The following is a 19,032-nucleotide window of genomic DNA, read 5'->3' as shown; positions in this document are numbered from 1 at the left end:
CCACGCGGGCAAACGTCAGAGGTCGCGGATGTTGTCCACCGCGCCGTCGGCGCCCACCGCGAGCAGCTTCAGCGTGTTGGTGCCGCCCACGTGGCCCACGCGATCGCCATAGGTGATGACCACGCTGTCGCCCTCGGCCAGCTTGCCCTGCCCGAACAGCAGGCGCACCGCGGCGCGGGTGGAGGCGGCCATGCTCTGGTTTTCGCCGTGGCTGAACTCCACCGCGCGCACGTCGCGCAGCACCTGCATGCGGCGGCGTGCGGCGGCGAACGGCGACAGGCCGTAGATCGGGATCGCGCTGCGGTAGCGCGACAGCCACTGCGCGGTGGCGCCGGACTCGGTGAGCGCCACGATGGCGCGCACGCCGAGCTGCGCCGCCAGCACCATCGCGGCCAGCGCGATGGCCTGGTCGGTGCGGCTGAGGTGATGGCCGGCGTTGGCCAGGTCTTCCTTGGGCTCGAACTGGCGTTCGGCGCCCAGGCAGATGCGCGCCATCGCCGCCACCGCCTTGTCGGGATGGGCGCCGGCGGCGGTTTCCTCGGACAGCATCACCGCGTCGGTGCCGTCGATCACCGCGTTCGCCACGTCCAGCACCTCGGCGCGGGTGGGGATGGGCGAGCGCACCATCGACTGCAGCATCTGCGTGGCGGTGATCACCGCGCGGTTGCGCTGTACGGTCTCGCGGATGATCTTCTTCTGCAGGCCGGGCAGCTCGGCGTCGCCGATCTCCACGCCGAGGTCGCCGCGCGCCACCATCACCACGTCGGAGGCGTCGATGATCTCGCCCAGCACGGGGATCGCGTCGGCGCGCTCGATCTTGGACACCAGCGCGGCGCTGCCGCCGGCCTCGTGCAGCAGGCGGCGCGCGAGGTGCATGTCGTCGGCCGAACGCACGAAGGAAACGGCGAGGAAGTCGGCGCCGATCTCGGCGGCGAGCTTGATGTCGGCCTTGTCCTTGTCCGACAACGCGGTGACGGACAACCCGCCGCCCTGCCGGTTGAGCCCCTTGCGGTCGGACAGCTTGCCGCCCACCAGCACGGTGCAGTGGATCTCGGTGCCGGCCACCTCGTTGACGGTGAGCGCCACCAGGCCGTCGTCCAGCAGCAGCACGTCGCCGGGGCGCACGTCCTGCGGCAGGCCGAGATAGCTCACGCCCACGCGGTCGATGTCGCCGGGCGGCGCGTCGGCGCGGCAGTCCAGCACGAAGGGCTTGCCGACCTCGAGCTGGATCGGGCCGTTCGCGAACTTCTCCACGCGGATCTTCGGCCCTTGCAGGTCGGCCAGCACGCCCACCTCGCGGCCCGCCGCCGCCGCCGCCGCCTTCACCGCCGCGGCGCGGGCGCGGTGGTCGTCCGGCTGGCCATGCGACAGATTGAGACGAACCACGTCGACGCCGTTGGCGATGATGCTTTCGAGCATGCCCGGCGCATCGGTGGCGGGGCCGAGAGTGGCGACGATCTTGGTGCGGCGGAGCGGCGTGTTGGTCATGCGGTGGCCTGGTGAGCTATGGACGTCTAAATTCCGGTCGAGCCGTGGAGGCTAGCAGATAGCCGACGCCATGCCAGCCTGCATTCGTATGTAACGCCGCATGTAACGCGTCACGGCGCCAGCGCGAGGTTGAGCACCTCGGCCAGGCGGCGCCCGGCGATGCGCAACTGGTTCTCGGCCACCGGCAGTTCGGCGTCGACGTAGGCCTGGCCGATCTTGTGGCCGTCCGGGTAGAAGCCCGGCGTGGCGGTGATGCGGCAGGATTCCTCCGCCCATTGCGCATAGGGGTTGTCCAGCGGCGCGATGGGCTGCGGCAGCGCCGCCGGGCCTTCCGCGTCCAGCTTCTGCGCGTAGGCCTGCCAGTCCAGGCCGCGCGTCTTCAGCATGCCCGAGTCCCAGACCTTGTGCAGGTTGCTGCCCTTGCCCTCGAACTGCACCTGGTACTTGTTGCCGCCGAGGTCGTCGCGGTAGCCGTCGTGCAGAGGCTGGTGCTCGTCGCCCACGAAATGCACCACAAATTTCAGTGCTTCGAGGCGCACCGCGTCCGGCTGCGACTTGTCCTGGAGGATTTCCACGTAGTGCGCCAGTCCGCCCACCACGCATTCGCCGTCGCGGCAGTCGCGCGGCGGCACGTAGTCGCAGGCCGGGCCGCCACGGAAGTTGATGTAGTGCAGCTTGCGCGTCCGCTTCCACAGCGCGTCCAGCGCGGGGTTGTCCTGGATCTCGTCCGGCCAGCTGGCGATGTCCGCGAGCTGCGTGGTGTGATCCAGCGCAAGCAGGTGCTCCACCTCGGCCTCGGCGGCCGGGCTCAGGTGTTTCTGCGCCAGCGCGGCGACGATGCTGTGGCCCAGCGGCCCCCAGGCCTGCGCGGAAGGAACGGCCAGAAGGGCGGCCAGCAGGATCATGCCGGCCCGTCGAATCGATGACATGCGAGAACCTTGTCCGGAAAAGCGGACGGACATCTTGCCACAGCGACCGTGACAGCCGCCCCCGCCCGTGCCGCCCCGTCGCCGCCGGCCATTTTCCCGGGCCGGGCCCGGCGATCCACCTGCCGCTTACTGCGCCGCGCGCTCGCGACGGTGCGCGCCATGCGACAGCCACGCGTAGTAGAGCAGCGGAATGACCAGCAGGGTCAGCACCGTCGACACCAGGACGCCGAAGATCAGCGACACCGCCAGGCCCTGGAAGATCGGGTCGTCGACGATGAAGAAGCCGCCCAGCATCGCCGCCAGCGCGGTGAGCACGATCGGCTTGGCGCGCACCGCGGCCGCGTCGACCACCGCCTCGCCCAGCGGCCTGCCCGCCGCCACCGCGTGGTTGATGAAGTCGATCAGCAGGATGGAGTTGCGCACGATGATGCCGGCCAGCGCGATCATGCCGATCATCGAGGTGGCGGTGAACTGCGCGCCGGCCAGCGCGTGGCCGGGCATCACGCCGATCACGGTGAGCGGGATCGGCGCCATGATGATCAGCGGCACCACGTAGCTCCTGAACTGGCCGACCACCAGCAGGTAGATCATCACCAGGCCGCCGATGTAGGCCAGGCCCATGTCGCGGAAGGTCTCGTAGGTGATCTGCCACTCGCCGTCCCACTTCACCGACAGGCCGGCGGTGCTCCGCGGCTGCGCGATGAAATGCTGCGCCACGGCCTGCCCGTCGATCTTCCGGTGGTCGAGTTTGCCGACCAGGTCGAACATGCCGTACAGCGGGCTGTCTGCGGAACCGGCATCGTCGCCGGTGACCGTGGCGTAGGGCAGCAGATCCTTGTGGTAGATCGCCTTCTCCCAGTTGGCCGGTTCCACCTGCACCACTTCCGACAGCGGCACCAGCGCGCCGCCCTGCGCGCGTACGCGCAGCGCCAGCAACTGATCCATCGAGGCCTGGTCGCCCGCGGGCAAGCGCAGCCGGACGGGCACGGCGTACCTGGCGTGGCCGTCCATCAGGTAGGTGGCGTCATCGCCGGACAAGGCCGTACGCAGCGCCTGCGCGATGCCCGCCTGGGACAGCCCGAGGCGCGCCGCGCGGGCACGATCGACCACCACCACCTCGCGCGGCGCATCGGCTTCCACGCTGGTGTCCACGTCGACGATGCCGGGCTCGGCACGGAATACGTTTTCGATACCCAGCGCCGCCTTGCGGATGCTGCGGTAGTCGGGCCCGTAGACCTCGGCCACGATCGGCGCCAGCACCGGCGGGCCGGGCGGCACCTCGACCACCTTGAGCGACGCGCCGTAGCGCGCGGCGATCTTCGCCAGCGCGGGGCGGGCGGCGAGCGCGATCTGGTGGCTCTGCCGGTGGCGATCGGACTTGTCCACCAGGTTCACCTGCAGGTCGCCGACCAGCGGCCCCTGGCGCAGGTAGTACTGGCGCACCAGGCCGTTGAAGGTGATCGGCGAGGCGGTGCCAGCGTAGCCCTGCCAATCCTGCACTTCCGGAATCGTCGCCACCTGCGCGGCGAGGTCGTGCAACAGCTGGTTGGTGCGCTCCAGCGTGCTGCCCTCCGGCATGTCCACCACCAGCTGGAATTCCGACTTGTTGTCGAATGGCAGCATCTTGAGCACCACCGCCTTCACCATCACCAGCCCCACCGAAGCGAGCACCAGCAGCCCCATGGCGGCGAACAGCAGGCGACGGCGGCGGCGCGCGCGGTCGCCGTCGATGAAGGGCCGCATGACGCGCTGGAACAGCCGCAGCAGGCGTCCGCCGGCAGCCTCGTGGCGCGCACCGCCGTTCGCTTCGCCCGCAGCTTCTTCGTGGCGATGCACATGCCGCAGCAACCGCAGCGCCAGCCACGGCGTGACGATCAGTGCCACCGCCAGCGACAGCAGCATGCCCGCCGAGGCGTTGATCGGGATCGGCCGCATGTACGGCCCCATCAGGCCGGAGACGAAGGCCATCGGCAGCAGTGCGGCGATCACCGTGAAGGTGGCCAGGATGGTCGGCCCGCCGACCTCGCTGACCGCCTCCGGAATCGCCTCGCGCAGGCTGCGCCCGCCCAGCGCCATGTGCCGGTGGATGTTCTCCACCACCACGATGGCGTCGTCGACCAGGATGCCGATCGAGAAGATCAGCGCGAACAGCGAGACCCGGTTGATGGTGAAGCCCATCGCCCACGAGGCGAACAGGGTGAGCGCCAGCGTGATCACGACCGCGCCGCCCACCACCACGCCCTCGCGCCAGCCCAGCGCGAACATCACCAGCAGCACCACCGACATTGCGGCGAGCAGCAGGTGCAGCAGCAGGCTGTTGGCCTTGGCGGTGGCGGTCTGGCCGTAGTCGCGGGTCACCGCCACGTGCACGCCGGCGGGGATGTCGACATCCTGCATGGCCTTGAGCCGGGCGCGGATCGCCGTGGTGATGTCGGCGGCGTTGGTGCCGGCCTTCTTGGCGATCGCGATGGTCACCGCCGGCGCATTGCCGGTGGCCGGCCCCGGCCGACCGGCCGGCGAGCCGAACCAGACGTAGCGCGAAGGCAGGTCGGCACCCTGCTGCACGTTCGCCACGTCGGACAAATAGACCGGCTGGCCGTCCTTGAGCCCGATGACCAGGTGCGCCACGTCGTCCGCGCTGGCGAGGAAGGTTCCCGCGGTGACCGGGATGTCACGGTTGCCGGCCACCCGGTCGCCCGCCTGGGCCACCACGTTGGCGGCCTTCAGCGCATTCGACAGGTCGGTGAGCGACATGCCGTACGAGGCCAGCTTCGCCGGGTCGAGCTGCACCACCACCGCGCGGTCGGGTGCGCCGATGGTGTAGACGTCGCGCGTGCCCGGCACCCGCTTCAGCACCGTCTCCAGCGTGTGGGCCACTTCGGCCAGTTGGGTGGGGCCTTCATCGGGGCGGTCGCTCCACAGCGTCAACGCCATCACCGGCACGTCGTCGATGCCCATCGGACGGATCAGTGGCTGGCCCACGCCGAGGCCGCGCGGCACGAAATCCCGGTTCTGGTAGATCTGGTTGTACAGCCGCACGATGGCGGCCTGGCGCGGCACGCCGACCTGGAACTCCACCGTGATCATCGACACGCCCGGCCGGCTGACCGAGTAGACGTGCTTGACGCCCTGCAGCTCGGAAAGCTTCTGCTCCAGCGGGAAGGTCACCAGGTTTTCCACGTCGTGCGCGCCGGCACCCGGGAACGGCACGGTGACGTTCGCCATGGTGACGTCGATCTGCGGCTCCTCCTCGCGCGGCGTGATCGCCATCGCGGTGAGGCCGAGCAGCAACGCGGCCACCGCCAGGATCGGCGTCAGCGGCGAGGACTGGAAGATCCGGGCGATGCGCCCGGCAAAGCCGAGCCGCGACGCGTTCATCGCGCCTCCTCGCGGCGCCGGGCGATCAGCCAGCGCGCGGCGGCGGCGGGATCGGTGGCGATGCGCTCGCCGCCGTCCAGCCCGGCCAGCACCTGGATGCGATCGCCCGACACGTCGCCTGTGCGCAACTGGCGCAGCGCGACCTGGTCGCCGTCGATCACGTACACGCCCTGCAGCTCGCCACGCTCCACCAGCGCGGACAGCGGCACCAGCAGTTGCTTCGCCTCGCCGGTGGCGAAGGCCACCTTCACCGTCATGCCGGGGTAAAGCCCGGCGTGTTCGCCGGAGAGATCCAGCCGCACGCTGAAAGTGTGCGTGGCCGGGTCGGCATACGGGAACACGGTGACCTTGCCCGCCGCCAGCCGCTCGCGGCCGCCGTCGTACTGCACCTCGGCCGTGCCCGAGCGCCGGATCGCCTCGGCCACGCTCTGCGGCACCTTCACTTCCACGCGCAGATCCTTGAGCGAGGCGATGCCGATCAGCTGCTGCGCGAACGGCGGCCCGGTCACGGCCTCGCCCACCTGCACGTAGTGCCTGGTGATCACGCCGGCGTAGGGCGCGCGCACCACCGTGTACTTCTCCGCCTGGCCGGCCTGGCTCCACTGCGCCTGCGCCGCCTCCAGCGCGCCCTTGGCGGCATTGCGCTGCGCCAGCGCCTGGTCGTAGTCCGCCTTCGACACGTAGCCCTGCGGATAGATCGCCGCGAAGCGCTTGAAGCTGGCCTCGGCATTGACGTAGCCGGCCCGCGCCGAGGCGATCTGCGCCTGCGCGGCGCGCGCCGCGGATTTCTGCTCCACGTTGCTGAGGCGCACCAGCACCGCGCCTTCCTGCACCACGTCGTTCACGTCGTGCGGCAACTCCATCACGCGGGCGTCGGTCTGCGCCGTGAGCACGGCCGCGTTGACCGCCTCGACGGTGCCGTCCCATGCCTGCCGGTTCGGCGCTTCGTCGGGGCGTACCACCAGCGAAGCCAACGGCGGCGTGGCGCCATGCTGCCGCGCAGGCGGCTGCTTGCCGCCGCCGCAGGCGGCTAGCGCCATGGCCAGCAACGCGGGCCACAGGATTCGGAGGGCTCGATTCACGGCACGGTTCCGGTGCGGGCAAGCATTATTTGCGGGAAGGAAAAGCGCAGCCGGCGCGCAGGCCGAAGCGCGCCAGCGCCATGGCCAGCGGGCAGAAGCCGGTGAACGCGGACTGCAGCAGGTTGGCGCCCACGAACAGCGTGAGCAGCAGCCACCACGGCGACACGAAATGGGCCAGCGCGACGCTCAGCAGCACCATGCTGCCGGCGAATCCGAGTACGAAGCGATCGATGTTCATGGGAATACTCCGCGGCAAGGAAGCGTCTCAACGGCGGGACGCATCGGGTTTCAGCGACTCGATCCGCAGCATCCTCAGCATCAGCCGCTCGTAGAACGGATGCGTGTTGCCGGTGCGGACTTTGCGCAGGTGGTAGCGTTCGAACATCACCTTGGCGTAGTGCACCCATTTGCCGACGCGGGCCCACGTCACGTTGCGCGGCGGGATCTGCGGCAGCGCCACGAACGCCGCGCCGGTATCGCCCATGTCCGCCAGGCACACGGCGTTCCAGGTGGCGCGCGCCTGTACCGGCCGGCCGGCCAGCTCGTCGCGCAGGTTCTCGGCGATCGCGCCGACCATCGATTCGATCATGAAGCCGGTCTTCGGCGCGCCCGTCGGCACCGGCGTGGCCTCGACCGGCGGAATCGCCACGCACACGCCGGCCGAGAAGATGTTGCGATAGGCGGGGTTGCGCTGGTGCTCGTCGATGAGGACGAACCCGCGCGGATTGGTCAGCCCCTCGATGCCACGCAGCGCGGGAATGCCGGTGAATGCCGGCAGCAGCATGGCGAAGGCGAACGGCAACTCGCGCGACTGCGCCACCGCCCCCTTGGCGTCGACCTCGTCGAGCTTCAGGCTGCCCGCTTCGACCGAGGTGACGCGCGCATTGGCGACCCAGCGGATGTCGCGCTCGCGCAGGATCGATTCCAGCAGGCCTTTCGAGTCGCCGACGCCGCCAAGGCCCATGTGGCCGATATAGGGTTCGGGCGTGACGAAGGTCATCGGCACCCGATCGCGCAGCCTGCGCCGACGCAGATCCGCGTCGACGATCAAGGCGAATTCGTAGGCGGGCCCGAAACAGCTGGCACCCGGGGCCGCGCCGATCACCACCGGGCCCGGATTCGCCAGCAGCGCCTGGTAGGCGCGCCAGGTTTCGTCGGCGTGCGGCCCGGTGCAGATCGAGTGCGTGTGTCCGCCATCCGGCCCCAGGCCCGGCACCTCGTCGAACGCGAGCCGCGGGCCGGTGGTGATCACCAGGTAGTCGTAAGGCAGATCCTGGCCATCGACCAGGCGCACGCGGTTCTCGGCCGGAAGCACGTGCTGCGCCGGCACGTCGATGAAGCGGATGCCGTGACGGCGCATCGGCTCGGCCACCGCGACCCGGATCGCCTCCTGCTTGCGCCAGCCCACCGCCACCCAGGGGTTCGACGGGGTGAACTGGAAATAAGGGCTGTCGCCGACCAGCGTCACCTCGTGCGCCGCGCCGAGCGCCGCCTTGATTTCGTATGCGGCGGCCGTACCACCCAGCCCCGCGCCCAGGATCACGATCTTTGCCATGGAGCCTTCCCCCTAGCCGATATCAGGATGGGTAGCCGCCCTTGCGGGCCCCTTGATTCATCTCAAGCGACGATATAATTCAACTTAACTAAATTAGATTTATCTTATTTAGATGATTGCGCTAAAGTCAAGCATCGAATCTGCCGGATCGGTTCTTCGGAGGCGTCATGCCAGCCACTGCCAAACACGACTTGAACGCCATGCGCGAGCGGGCCGAGGAAGCCTCGCGGCTGCTGAAGGCGCTGGGCAACCCGCAGCGCCTGCGCGTGCTTTGTCTGCTCGTCGGTCAGGAAATGTCGGTGGGCCAGCTCAACGAGGAGCTGGCCGATCTCAGCCAGTCGGCGCTCTCGCAGCACCTCGCCAAGCTGCGCGACGAAGGCTTGGTGCGCACGCGGCGTGAATCGCAGACGATCTGGTACACGCTGGCGCACGGGCCGGCCGAACAGATCATCGCCACGCTCTACGGGATCTACTGCGCCCCCGAGGAAGCGCCGCTGTGCGCGTCCTCGTCGCGCAAGCGCACCGGCAGCCGCAGGTAGCTGGCGCCGTTGCCTTCCGGCGGCGGCAGCCGGCCGCCGCGGATATTGACCTGCAGCGCAGGCCACAACAATCGCGGCACGGCCAGTGTGGCGTCGCGTGCGTTGCGCATCGCCACGAAGTCCGCCTCGTCGATGCCGTCGTGCAGGTGGATGTTCGCCGCCCGCTGCTCCTGCACCGGGATCTCCGCACGCGCCTCGGCGCCGGCCGGCGGATAGTCGTGGCACAGGAACATGCGTGTCGCCGGCAGGCCGTAAAGCCGCTGCACCGAACGATACAACGCGTGGGCGTCGCCGCCCGGAAAATCGCAGCGCGCCGAACCGCTGCTCGGCGAAAACAAGGTATCGCCGACGAACACCGCGTCGCCGACCAGATAGCTCATGCTGTCCGAGGTATGGCCGGGCGTGGCCAGCGCCTGCACGGCCAGCGCGCCCACCTGCAGGATGTCGCCGTCGGCCAGCAGCCTGTCGAACTGCCGCCCGTCGGCGACCAGGGCGTCGTCGTCGAGATTCAGGCGCTCCTTGAAGGTTCGCTGCACGCGGACGATGCCTTCGCCGATCGCCACCCGCGCACCGGTGCGCTCGCGCAACCACGCCGCGGCCGACAGGTGATCGGCATGCGCGTGGGTTTCCATTATCCATTCGATGCGCAGGCGCGAGGCCTCGGCGGCGGCCAGCACCTTCGCCGCGCTCTGCGCGCGCGCCTCGCCCGAAGCGACGTCGAAATCCAGCACCGGATCGATCAGCACGGCCGCATCGTCGCCGGGCGCGTGCACCAGGTACGTCCAGGTGGCCGTGCCCTCGTGGCGGAAGGGAATGACGTTCGGATGCATGTGCCGCTCCTGCACGGACTTGACCAATACATTAGACAATACTAATTTACTTCCATCGACGCAAATACCGGAACCCGAATGAGCAGCTATCTACCGAACCAGTGCTGCCCGGCGGCACGCCTGCTCTGCGGCGGCCAGCCCAGCGAAGCGCAACTCGCGGACTTCGCCGCGGCCAATCCGCACGGTTGCGTGGTCAACCTGCGCCCCGCGGCGGAAACGACCGGATGGGACGAAGGCGCCATCGCCCGCCGGCTTGGCCTGGCCTACGTGCATATCCCGGTGGCCGGCCCGCAGGATCTCACCCCGGCCAACGCCAAGGCACTCGCAAGCGCGCTGGACGCGCACGCGGACGCCGCCCTGCTGATCCATTGCGCCAGCGGCCAGCGTGTCGCGGCGCTGCTGGCGTTGAAGGCGGCATGGGTCGACGGCCAAAGCGCGCGACAGGCCATGGCCACCGGAAAATCGGCCGGCCTGTCGGCCCTGCAGCCGTACGTCAAGGCCCGCCTGTCCGGATGAGGCGCGGATCGACGACCCGCAGCGGATCACGACCCGGTGGTTCGGGCTAGAATGGCGTTTCGGCGGCCACGACCGGCCGTCCGTTCCCATTCCATCGAACCGGAGGAAGGTTGCCCATGGCCATCAAGGTCGGCATCAACGGCTTCGGCCGCATCGGCCGCAACGTGCTGCGCGCAGCAGTGCAGAATTTCGCCAGCGACATCGAAATCGTTGCGATCAACGACCTGCTGGAGCCGGACTACCTCGCCTACATGCTGCGCTACGACTCCGTGCACGGCCGCTTCAAGGGCGACGTGTCCATCGAGAACGGCCAGCTGGCGGTCAACGGCAAGACGATCCGCCTCACCCAGGAGCGCGATCCCGCCGCGCTGAAGTGGAACGAGGTGCACGCCGACGTGGTGATCGAGTCCACCGGCCTGTTCCTGGACAAGGCCAGCGCGCAGAAGCACCTCGACGCCGGCGCGAAGAAGGTGATCCTGTCCGCGCCGTCGAAGGACGACACGCCGATGTTCGTCTACGGTGTGAACGACAAGACCTACAAGGGCGAGGCGATCATCTCCAACGCCAGCTGCACCACCAACTGCCTGGCGCCGATCGCCAAGGTGCTCAACGACAAGTGGGGCATCAAGCGCGGCCTGATGACCACCGTGCACGCCGCCACCGCCACGCAGAAGACCGTGGACGGCCCGAGCAACAAGGACTGGCGCGGCGGCCGCGGCATCCTCGAGAACATCATCCCGTCCTCGACCGGCGCGGCCAAGGCCGTGGGCGTGGTGATCCCCGAGCTCAACAAGAAGCTCACCGGCATGAGCTTCCGCGTGCCGACCTCGGACGTCTCCGTGGTCGACCTCACCTGCGAGCTGGAAAAGCCCGCCACCTACGCGGAAATCTGCGCGGAGATGAAGGCGCAGTCGCAGGGCGCGCTGAAGGGCGTGCTGGGCTACACCGAGGACAAGGTGGTCGCCACCGACTTCCGCGGCGAGACCTGCACCTCGGTGTTCGACGCCGACGCCGGCATCGCGCTGGACTCCACCTTCGTGAAGCTGGTGAGCTGGTACGACAACGAGTGGGGCTACTCCAACAAGTGCCTGGAAATGGTGCGCGTGGTGGCGTGATCCTGGCGATCGTCCCTGATCGCGAGAATCAAAAGCCCGCGCAAGCGGGCTTTTTCGTAGCTCCCACCCAGGATCCGAATTGGGGTGCCCCGAGCTCGTCATTCCGGCGCAGGCCCACTGCTGTCCGGAATAATCCGGGGATGGTGTCGAAGGATGAAGACCCGCGCCGCTTGCACGAAGCATTGCGAGAAGGCGACTTCATTTCCGATAACGACCACCTATCCAGACTGTCATCCCGGCGAAGGCCGGGATCCAGTAGCGACCATGTTCGCTCAGGCCGCACGGCCACTGGATGACTCGCTTCGCTCGCCCCTTCGGGGCCGCCCTGCGGGCGTTCTGCGCGCTTCGCGCTTGTCCGGCCTGCGCCGGAATGACGAGAAAGACCGCGGCCACGAATGTTCAAAATTATTCCGGACAGTAGTGGGCGAAGGCCGGAATCCAGCAACCGTATGGCCTGCATCGGCGTTGCCGCTACGGGATGACTCGCTACGCGCGCCCCTACGGGGCCGCCCTCCGAACGTTCTGCGCGCTTCGCGCTTGTCTGGCCTGCGCCGGGATGGCGATACTCAAGTTCGCGGCCATGCCTCTCCTCCTCGGCGCTTCAGCAACGGCAGCTTGTCCGGCACGCCGTCCCACTTGCCGGCATCCTCCAGCGCGGGAATCCTGCGGGTCAGCACCGGCCACTCGCGCGCCAGTTCGGCGTTGATCGCGAGGAAACCCTCCTGCCCCGCCGGCACGTCGAGTTCGGGGAAGATCGCGCCCACCGGGCATTCGTCCACGCACAGCGTGCAGTCGATGCACTCGTCCGGGTCGATCACCAGGAAGTTCGGGCCTTCATGGAAGCAGTCCACCGGGCACACCTCGACGCAATCGGTGTGCTTGCAGTTGATGCAGTTCTCGGTGACGACGTGGGCCATGAGGGAAAGCGCTCGATCCGGGTTCGCGGTGTCCGTGCAGCATCGCCCGCCGCGCCGGGAGCGGCCATGACCTGGATCAGTGGCCCCCTCGCGCAGGCGATCCCCGGACAAATTGCCGCAGCCGCTTGACGGCCATCATGGCGCGTCGACAAGGGCTGGCGACAATACCCGCGACGTCTCCCGGGGAAATTCCATGCCGACCACCGAGTACTACAACGACAGGGTCGTGCGCCAGTTCCTGCTGGCCGCGGCGGTCTGGGGCATCATCGGCATGTCGGTGGGCGTGTACATCGCCGCCGAGCTGATGTGGCCCGCGCTCAACTTCGACCTGCCGTGGATCACCTTCAGCCGGCTGCGTCCCGACCACACCTTCGGCGTGATCTTCGCGTTCGGCGGCTCCGCGCTGATGGGCACCTGCTACTACGTGGTGCAGCGCACCGGCCACGCGCGGCTGGCCTTCACCCGGCTGGCCGGCTTCACGTTCTGGGGCTGGCAGATCGTCTGCGTGCTGGCGATGGTGTCGATGCCGCTGGGCCTCACCACCAGCAAGGAATACGCCGAGCCGGAATGGTGGATCGCGCTGTTCACCGCGGTGGTGTGGGTGTGCTTCGGCGTGGTGTTCTTCGGCTCGCTGGCGCGCCGGCGCATCAAGCACATCTACGTGGCGAACTGGTACTACGGCGCCTTCATCATCGCGGTGGGCCTGCTGCACATCGTCAACCACCTGTCGCTGCCGGTGTCCTGGAGCAAGTCCTACCCGATCTACTCGGGCACGGTCGACGCGATGGTGGAGTGGTGGTACGGCCACAACGCGGTGGCGTTCTTCCTCACCGCCGGCTTCCTCGGGATGATGTACTACTTCGTGCCGCGCCAGGCCCAGCAGCCGCTGTGGAGCTACCGCTTCTCCATCGTCAATTTCTGGGCGCTGATCTCGGTCTACATGTGGGCCGGCTCGCACCACCTGATGTACACCGCCCTGCCTGACTGGGTGCAGTCGGTGGGCATGGCGTTCTCGCTGGTGCTCTTGATGCCGAGCTGGGGCTCGGCGGCGAACGGTCTGCTCACCTTCAACGGCTCCTGGCACAAGCTGAAGGACGACCCGGCCGCGAAGTTCATGGTGATGTCGCTGGTGTTCTACGCCGCCGCCACCTTCGAAGGCTCGATGATGGCGATCAAGACCGTGAACTCGCTGTCGCACTACACCGACTGGACGATCGCCCACGTGCACTCCGGCTCGCTGGGCTGGGTGGCGATGATCACCATCGGCTCGCTGTACGCGATGGCGCCGCGCGCGCTGGGCCGCCCGGCGATGCACTCGGTGCGCGGCATGAACCTGCATTTCTGGCTGCACATGGCCGGCACCCTGCTGTACGTCGGCTCGATGTGGACCGCCGGTGTCACCGAGGGCGAGATGTGGCGCGCCACCCTGCCCGACGGCTCGCTGAAGTACGGCTTCCTGGACAGCCTGATCGCGATCAAGCCGATGTACCTGATCCGCTGGTTCGGCGGCGTGCTGATCCTCTCCGGCATGTGGGTGATGGCGTGGAACCTGTGGCACACCGCCGCCGACGCACGCGCCCGCATCATCAAGCCGATCCCGGTGCCGATCCCGGAGCCGGTGCCGCACCAGATCCCGGCCCCGCTGGCGGCCGTTACCTGATGCGCTCGTCCGTGATCACCGCTTCGGTCGGATTCCCGCTGCGGGAAGGCGGCTCGATTCTGCTAGTCCAACCGCGGCCATCCATGGCCACACTCCTCGATCTGATGCGCTCGTCCGTGATCGCCGCTTCGACCCGGTTCCCGCTGCGGGAAGGCAGCTCGATTCGGCAAGTCCAACCGCGGCCATCCATGGCCGCACTCCTCAAGTAGAGCTCAATCATGGCCTACAGGCATTTTGAAGCGATCGAGAAGCACGCCGGCCTGCTCGGCGTCGGCATCGCGATCATGGTCTCGCTGGGCGGGCTGGCCGAGATCACCCCGCTGTTCGTCGAGGCGCACTCGCTCAAGGCGCCGCCGAACGTGCATCCGTACGACCCGCTGCGGCTGGCCGGCCGCGACGTCTACGTGCGCGAGGGCTGCTACCTCTGCCACTCGCAGATGATCCGCGCGCTGCGTTTCGAGACGCAGCGCTACGGCCACTACTCCACCGCGGAGGAGTCGGTCTACGACCGCCCGTTCCAGTGGGGTTCCAAGCGCACCGGCCCCGACCTCGCGCGCGTGGGCGGCAAGTATTCCGACGACTGGCAGCGCATGCACCTGATGGATCCGCGCAGCGTGGTGCCGCAATCCAACATGCCGGGCTACACGTGGCTGGCCAAGGCCGGCATCGACGGCGCCGACATCCAGGCGCGCATGCGCGTGCTGCGCAAGCTGGGCGATCCGTACAGCGACGCCGACATCGCCGCCGCGCCGGAGGCCGTCAAGGGCAAGACCGAGCTGGACGCGCTGATCGCCTACCTGCAGGGCCTGGGCATCAAGAACGAGCCGGACGACACGCCGCCGGCCAGCGACGGAGGTGCGCCATGAGTCCGTTCTGGGGCCACCTGGCCGGCGTGATGATCGTGCTGATGATGCTGAGCTTCGTCGGCATCTGGATCTGGGCCTGGCGCAAGTACCACAAGCCGGTGTTCGACCGCATGGCGCAACTGCCGATGCAGGACGACGACCTGCCCGCCGCGCCCACCACGCAGGAGAAGACGCCATGAGCGCCGGCTGGTCGCTGTGGGTGATGTTCCTGGTGGTGCTGAACCTCGGTATCACCTTCTTCCTGTACCTGTGGGGGCCGCGCGCGAAGATCCCCACCCAGCCCGACGGCACCAGCGGCCACGTCTGGGCGCACGGCGTGCTGCGCGAAGGCGTGCGCCGCCTGCCGACGTGGTGGGTGCTGCTTTCCGGCGCGATGTTCGTGTCCGCCTTCATCTACCTCGTGCTGTACCCCGGCTTCGGCAACCACAAGGGCGCGCTGGGCTGGACCTCGCACCGCCAGCTGGCCGGCGAGCAGGCCGCCAACGACGCGAAGCTGGAGCCGCTGATGCAGCGCTTCGCGCTGTACACGCCCGAGCAACTGGCCGGCGACCCTGCCGCGCTGCAGATGGGCCAGCGCCTGTTCGAGGACAACTGCGCCGCCTGCCACCAGCGCAGCGGCAAGGGCAACCAGCAACTGGGCGCGCCCGACCTCACCGACAACGACTGGCTGTACGGCGGCAGCGGCAAGGACATCACCACCTCGATCCACGACGGCCGCGGCGGCGTGATGCCGCCATGGAACAGTCTGGGCGAGCAGACCGACGACAACCTCGTGCAATACGTGCTGAGCCTGTCCGGCGAACCGCACGATGCGAAGATGGCGGCCGCCGCCGAGCCGATCTTCAAGGCCACCTGCGCGGCCTGCCACGGCCCCGACGGCAAGGGCAACCAGGCCGTGGGCGCACCCAATCTCACCGACCACATCTGGCTGCACGGCGGCAGCGTGGCCGACATCCACGCCACCATCCACGACGGCCGCCAGGGCCACATGCCGGCGTGGGACAAGCGCCTCGACGACCGCCAGATCCACGTGCTCGCGGCCTACGTCTACCACCTGTCGCACCCCGATGCCGGTGCCGCCGAATAAAGCCGGCGGCCGCTGGTACCGCCAGCCCATCCTGTGGCTGGGCATCGTGGTCTTCGTCGCCTCGATCGCCGGCTGCGTGTGGATCATCGTGGCCAGCGCGCGCAGCGCCGACATCCCGCTGCCGACCTCGCACGTCGTGTTCGGCGTGCCCGCCAGCGCGCGCAGCAGCCACGCCGCCGACACGCGATGAACGCGCACGCCGCCTGGGGTCACCCGCTGCTGCTCGCCCAGGTGCTGCGGCCGCGCCGCGACGGCCGCAGCGAAGTGGCGTTGCGCGTGGACGCGCTGGGCGAGCCGCGCCGCGCGCTGGCGCTGGAACAGGCGATCCGCGCCCTGCCCGGCGTGCAGCGCGTGGCCGTGCTGCCCGCCGCGCGCCGGCTGCGGGTGGTGTGGGACGCGCACCGGCTCTCACTGGACGCGCTGGTCGAACACTGCGACGCGATGCGCTGCCCGGCCCAACCGCTACCGCACGACGACGCCGACGAGGCGCGCGCCGCGGAACTGCACGACGCGCTGAAGCGCCTGCTGGTGGCCGGCATGTGCATGATGCAGGTGATGGCCTACGCCCTCGTCATCTACCTCGGCGCGGTGGATTTCGTGGACTTCACCACGCGCGGCCTGTTCCGCTGGCTGGGTTTCCTCACCACCATCCCGCTGGTGGCCTACTCCGCGCAGCCGTTCTTCGCCGGCGCATGGCGCGAGTTGCGCAGGCGCTGCCTCGGCATCCACCTGCCGGTGGCGCTGGCGGTGGCGCTGGTGTTCCTCGCCAGCGCGTACGACACCCTGCGCGGCAGCGGCGAGATCTATTTCGACTCGGTGAGCATGTTCGTGTTCCTGCTGCTCGCCGCGCGCTACGTGGAGCTGCGCGCGCGCCATCGCGGCAACGCGCAGGCCGACGCCGCCATCGACGCCGCGCCGCTGCTGGCGCAACGCCTCGATGCCGACGGCACGCTGGAAACCGTGCCCGCGCTGGCGCTGCGCGCCGGCGACCGCGTGCACGTCGCCGAAGGCGGCAGCGTACCCGCCGACGGCGTGCTGGAGTCGGAGGCGGCGCGGCTGGACGAGGCCCCGCTCAGCGGCGAAGCGCGCCCCGTGCTGCGCCGGCGCGGCGAAGCGCTGGTGGCCGGCAGCGTGCTGCTGGACGGCCCGGTCACGCTGCGCGTGGAACGCAGCGGCGCGGCCACCACGGTGGCGCGCATCGGTGCGCTGGCCGCGCGGGCGCGCGAGGCACGCCGCTTCGCCGCCGCCGGCGACCGCGACGCCGCCCGCTTCGTGCTGCGCGTGCTGGCGCTCACCGCGCTCACTGCCGTCGGCTGGCTGCTGGTCGAGCCCGCGCGCGCCTTCGACGCCGCGCTCGCCGTGCTGGTGGTGGCCTGCCCCTGCGCCTTCGCGCTCACCGCCCCCGCTGCCTTCACCCGCGCGCTCACCGCACTGGCGCGCCACGGCGTGCTGGCGACCGATGCCGCCGCGCTCGTCCGCCTCGCGCGTGTGGACACCGCGCTGTTCGACAAGACCGGCACGCTGGGCGTGCCGCGGCTCGATCCCGCCGCGATCGAACCGCTGCGCGGCACGCGCGAGGAAGCGCTGGCGCTGGCCGCCGCGCTGGCGCGCGAAAGCTCGCACCCGCTGGCCCGCGCCATCGCCGGGGCCGCCGATCCGTCGCTGCCGCCGAAGCGCGCCGAACAGGTGGAAGCCGTGGCCGGCGCCGGCCTGCGCGGCACGGTCGACGGCCGCGCGCTGCGCCTCGGCCACGCCGACTTCGCCCTGGATCGCGCGCAGGCCGGCCAGCACGACGCCATGCTGCTGGCCGACGACCACGGCGCCATCGCCCGCTTCCATCTCGCCGAACATCCGCGCCCCGACGCGCCGGCCACGCTGGCCGCACTGCGGGCCGATGGCATCGCGCCCTGCATCGCCAGCGGCGATGCGCCGGAACGCGTGGCCGCGCTGGCCGCGCAGCTCGGCATCGCCGACTGGCGCGCGCGCCAGACGCCCGCCGACAAGCTCGCGCGCCTGCACGAACTGCGCGCCGCCGGCCACGTAGTGCTCGCGGTGGGCGACGGCAGCAACGACGCGCCTATCCTCGCCGGCGCCGACGTCTCCGCCGCGCTGGCGGGCGGCACCGGTCTCGCGCAGGCGCAGGCCGACCTGCTGCTGATGGACGACCGCCTCGACGGCCTGGTGCGCGCCCGCGCCGTCGCGCGCGAAGTGCAGCGCATCGTGGCGCAGGGCCGGCGCTGGTCGCTGGTCTACAATCTGTGCGCGGTGCCGTTCGCCGCGTTCGGTTTCGTGCCGCCGTGGCTGGCCGGCATCGGCATGTCGCTCAGCTCGCTGGCCGTGGTGCTCAACGCGCTGCGCGCCGGCCGCGACGACGGCCATCCACGACAGGAGCTGCGCGCATGAACATCCTGCTGGTGCTGATCCCGGTGACTGCGCTGGTGGTGCTGCTGGGCGTGGCGCTGTTCTTCTGGGCGGTGAACCACCAGCAGTTCGACGACCTCGACACGCCCGGCATCCTGCCGCTGCTGGACGAGGCCGCGCCGGACGCCGCCACCACGCACGACGACGACACGCCCGCACCATGAGCACACTGGACGAAACCCGCATCGCCGCCCTGGTCGACCGCTTCTACGACAAGGTGCGCGCCGACGCTTCCATCGGCCCGATCTTCAACGCCGCCGTGCACGACTGGCCCGGGCACAAGGCCCTGCTCACCCGCTTCTGGTGCTCGGTGGCGCTGGGCGCGCAAAGCTATCGCGGCAACCCGATGGCCGTGCACCGCGGCCAGCCCGCGATCCGCGCCGTGCACTTCGCGCGCTGGCTGGAGCTGTGGCGCGAAACCACGGCCGAAGTGCTGGACGAAGCCGACGCCGCGCAGATGCAGGACTACGCCGACCGCATCGGCCGCAGCCTGCGCATGGGCATGGGGCTGCCCGAACGGCTGGACGTGCGCCCGCTGGGGATTCCGGTGGTGGGCGTGAGCCCGCCCTGAGCCGGCGCAAGGCGCGCGCAGCCGCCGGATCGCCCGCAACCATGACTTCCGGCGATGTCCCGCCCGCGCGCATAGTGG

Annotated in this window: 19 protein-coding genes; 11 read left to right on the top strand and 8 right to left on the bottom strand. The window is 69.6% G+C overall.

All coding sequences use genetic code 11. From position 1 onward, the window contains the following. Positions 1-15: 15 nt before the first annotated feature. The 6 genes from pyk to ACZ5Z2_RS02990 all read right to left on the bottom strand — a co-directional run bounded on the left by pyk (position 16) and on the right by ACZ5Z2_RS02990 (position 8,420). Positions 16-1,488: a pyruvate kinase gene (gene pyk / locus ACZ5Z2_RS03015; RefSeq protein WP_464760500.1), complete on the bottom strand. Its 1,473-nt coding sequence runs from the start codon at positions 1,486-1,488 to the stop codon at positions 16-18. A 110-nt stretch (positions 1,489-1,598) separates the two neighbouring features. Then, complete coding sequence (locus ACZ5Z2_RS03010) at positions 1,599-2,417, bottom strand: S1/P1 nuclease (protein WP_464760499.1); 819 nt, start codon at positions 2,415-2,417, stop codon at positions 1,599-1,601. Positions 2,418-2,543: 126 nt separating this feature from the next. Next, positions 2,544-5,795 carry an efflux RND transporter permease subunit gene (locus tag ACZ5Z2_RS03005; RefSeq protein ID WP_464760498.1) on the bottom strand — a complete coding sequence of 1,084 codons (3,252 nt, stop codon included), beginning with the start codon at positions 5,793-5,795 and terminating at the stop codon, positions 2,544-2,546. After that, positions 5,792-6,877, bottom strand: a complete 1,086-nt coding sequence (locus ACZ5Z2_RS03000) for an efflux RND transporter periplasmic adaptor subunit (RefSeq protein ID WP_464760497.1) — start codon at positions 6,875-6,877, stop codon at positions 5,792-5,794. Before ACZ5Z2_RS03000 ends, ACZ5Z2_RS03005 begins: the two co-directional genes overlap by 4 nt. A 25-nt stretch (positions 6,878-6,902) precedes the next feature. Further along, positions 6,903-7,115 (bottom strand): YgaP family membrane protein, encoded by a 213-nt coding sequence (locus ACZ5Z2_RS02995; protein ID WP_464760496.1) that lies wholly within the window; start codon positions 7,113-7,115, stop codon positions 6,903-6,905. Positions 7,116-7,142: 27 nt separating this feature from the next. Further along, positions 7,143-8,420, bottom strand: a complete 1,278-nt coding sequence (locus ACZ5Z2_RS02990) for an NAD(P)/FAD-dependent oxidoreductase (protein WP_464760495.1) — start codon at positions 8,418-8,420, stop codon at positions 7,143-7,145. A 179-nt stretch (positions 8,421-8,599) separates the two neighbouring features. Between ACZ5Z2_RS02990 and ACZ5Z2_RS02985 the strand changes: the two genes are divergently transcribed. Next, positions 8,600-8,971, top strand: a complete 372-nt coding sequence (locus tag ACZ5Z2_RS02985) for an ArsR/SmtB family transcription factor (protein ID WP_464760494.1) — start codon at positions 8,600-8,602, stop codon at positions 8,969-8,971. Here ACZ5Z2_RS02985 and ACZ5Z2_RS02980 read toward each other — a convergent pair. Beyond that, entirely contained in the window at positions 8,902-9,801 is a 900-nt protein-coding gene (locus tag ACZ5Z2_RS02980; protein ID WP_464760493.1) for an MBL fold metallo-hydrolase, read from the bottom strand. The genes ACZ5Z2_RS02985 and ACZ5Z2_RS02980 overlap by 70 nt on opposite strands. A gap of 78 nt (positions 9,802-9,879) precedes the next feature. On the opposite strand from ACZ5Z2_RS02980, the gene ACZ5Z2_RS02975 reads away from it, so the two are divergent. Both ACZ5Z2_RS02975 and gap read left to right on the top strand, forming a co-directional pair. Then, a complete protein-coding gene (locus ACZ5Z2_RS02975; protein ID WP_464760492.1) occupies positions 9,880-10,317 on the top strand; it encodes a beta-lactamase hydrolase domain-containing protein in 438 nt (145 codons plus the stop codon). A 116-nt stretch (positions 10,318-10,433) separates the two neighbouring features. Continuing rightward, the gene (gene gap, locus ACZ5Z2_RS02970) at positions 10,434-11,432 is read left to right on the top strand and encodes a type I glyceraldehyde-3-phosphate dehydrogenase (RefSeq protein WP_464760491.1); all 999 of its coding nucleotides are present in this window, start codon (positions 10,434-10,436) and stop codon (positions 11,430-11,432) included. Positions 11,433-11,998: 566 nt separating this feature from the next. Here gap and fdxA read toward each other — a convergent pair. After that, the gene (gene fdxA, locus ACZ5Z2_RS02965; protein WP_464760490.1) at positions 11,999-12,349 is read right to left on the bottom strand and encodes a ferredoxin FdxA; all 351 of its coding nucleotides are present in this window, start codon (positions 12,347-12,349) and stop codon (positions 11,999-12,001) included. 193 nt (positions 12,350-12,542) lie between these two features. On the opposite strand from fdxA, the gene ccoN reads away from it, so the two are divergent. The 8 genes from ccoN to ACZ5Z2_RS02925 all read left to right on the top strand — a co-directional run bounded on the left by ccoN (position 12,543) and on the right by ACZ5Z2_RS02925 (position 18,954). Continuing rightward, complete coding sequence (gene ccoN, locus ACZ5Z2_RS02960; RefSeq protein ID WP_464760489.1) at positions 12,543-14,009, top strand: cytochrome-c oxidase, cbb3-type subunit I; 1,467 nt, start codon at positions 12,543-12,545, stop codon at positions 14,007-14,009. Between the two features lie 218 nt (positions 14,010-14,227). Next, the gene (ccoO, locus tag ACZ5Z2_RS02955) at positions 14,228-14,875 is read left to right on the top strand and encodes a cytochrome-c oxidase, cbb3-type subunit II (RefSeq protein ID WP_464760488.1); all 648 of its coding nucleotides are present in this window, start codon (positions 14,228-14,230) and stop codon (positions 14,873-14,875) included. Continuing rightward, positions 14,872-15,054: a cbb3-type cytochrome oxidase subunit 3 gene (locus tag ACZ5Z2_RS02950; protein WP_464760487.1), complete on the top strand. Its 183-nt coding sequence runs from the start codon at positions 14,872-14,874 to the stop codon at positions 15,052-15,054. Before ccoO ends, ACZ5Z2_RS02950 begins: the two co-directional genes overlap by 4 nt. After that, positions 15,051-15,962, top strand: coding sequence for a c-type cytochrome (locus ACZ5Z2_RS02945; protein WP_464760486.1), 912 nt, complete (start codon positions 15,051-15,053; stop codon positions 15,960-15,962). The genes ACZ5Z2_RS02950 and ACZ5Z2_RS02945 overlap by 4 nt, the downstream gene beginning before the upstream one ends. Further along, entirely contained in the window at positions 15,949-16,152 is a 204-nt protein-coding gene (locus ACZ5Z2_RS02940; protein ID WP_464760485.1) for a hypothetical protein, read from the top strand. The genes ACZ5Z2_RS02945 and ACZ5Z2_RS02940 overlap by 14 nt, the downstream gene beginning before the upstream one ends. After that, entirely contained in the window at positions 16,149-18,365 is a 2,217-nt protein-coding gene (locus ACZ5Z2_RS02935; RefSeq protein ID WP_464760483.1) for a heavy metal translocating P-type ATPase, read from the top strand. Before ACZ5Z2_RS02940 ends, ACZ5Z2_RS02935 begins: the two co-directional genes overlap by 4 nt. Then, a complete protein-coding gene (gene ccoS / locus ACZ5Z2_RS02930) occupies positions 18,362-18,547 on the top strand; it encodes a cbb3-type cytochrome oxidase assembly protein CcoS (RefSeq protein WP_464760482.1) in 186 nt (61 codons plus the stop codon). The genes ACZ5Z2_RS02935 and ccoS overlap by 4 nt, the downstream gene beginning before the upstream one ends. Beyond that, positions 18,544-18,954, top strand: coding sequence for a group III truncated hemoglobin (locus ACZ5Z2_RS02925; RefSeq protein WP_464760481.1), 411 nt, complete (start codon positions 18,544-18,546; stop codon positions 18,952-18,954). Before ccoS ends, ACZ5Z2_RS02925 begins: the two co-directional genes overlap by 4 nt. The last annotated feature ends 78 nt before the right edge of the window (positions 18,955-19,032 follow it).

Source organism: Rhodanobacter sp. G1 (assembly GCF_055397855.1).
This window is presented reverse-complemented; position numbering and strand designations above follow the sequence as displayed.

Coding starts and splice junctions, on each gene's coding strand:
- pyk (WP_464760500.1), bottom strand. CDS start 1,488: ATGACCAACACGCCGCTCCGCCGCACCAAGATCGTCGCCACTCTCGGC.
- ACZ5Z2_RS03010 (WP_464760499.1), bottom strand. CDS start 2,417: ATGTCATCGATTCGACGGGCCGGCATGATCCTGCTGGCCGCCCTTCTG.
- ACZ5Z2_RS03005 (WP_464760498.1), bottom strand. CDS start 5,795: ATGAACGCGTCGCGGCTCGGCTTTGCCGGGCGCATCGCCCGGATCTTC.
- ACZ5Z2_RS02995 (WP_464760496.1), bottom strand. CDS start 7,115: ATGAACATCGATCGCTTCGTACTCGGATTCGCCGGCAGCATGGTGCTG.
- ACZ5Z2_RS02985 (WP_464760494.1), top strand. CDS start 8,600: ATGCCAGCCACTGCCAAACACGACTTGAACGCCATGCGCGAGCGGGCC.
- ACZ5Z2_RS02980 (WP_464760493.1), bottom strand. CDS start 9,801: ATGCATCCGAACGTCATTCCCTTCCGCCACGAGGGCACGGCCACCTGG.
- ACZ5Z2_RS02975 (WP_464760492.1), top strand. CDS start 9,880: ATGAGCAGCTATCTACCGAACCAGTGCTGCCCGGCGGCACGCCTGCTC.
- gap (WP_464760491.1), top strand. CDS start 10,434: ATGGCCATCAAGGTCGGCATCAACGGCTTCGGCCGCATCGGCCGCAAC.
- fdxA (WP_464760490.1), bottom strand. CDS start 12,349: ATGGCCCACGTCGTCACCGAGAACTGCATCAACTGCAAGCACACCGAT.
- ccoN (WP_464760489.1), top strand. CDS start 12,543: ATGCCGACCACCGAGTACTACAACGACAGGGTCGTGCGCCAGTTCCTG.
- ccoO (WP_464760488.1), top strand. CDS start 14,228: ATGGCCTACAGGCATTTTGAAGCGATCGAGAAGCACGCCGGCCTGCTC.
- ACZ5Z2_RS02950 (WP_464760487.1), top strand. CDS start 14,872: ATGAGTCCGTTCTGGGGCCACCTGGCCGGCGTGATGATCGTGCTGATG.
- ACZ5Z2_RS02945 (WP_464760486.1), top strand. CDS start 15,051: ATGAGCGCCGGCTGGTCGCTGTGGGTGATGTTCCTGGTGGTGCTGAAC.
- ACZ5Z2_RS02935 (WP_464760483.1), top strand. CDS start 16,149: ATGAACGCGCACGCCGCCTGGGGTCACCCGCTGCTGCTCGCCCAGGTG.
- ccoS (WP_464760482.1), top strand. CDS start 18,362: ATGAACATCCTGCTGGTGCTGATCCCGGTGACTGCGCTGGTGGTGCTG.
- ACZ5Z2_RS02925 (WP_464760481.1), top strand. CDS start 18,544: ATGAGCACACTGGACGAAACCCGCATCGCCGCCCTGGTCGACCGCTTC.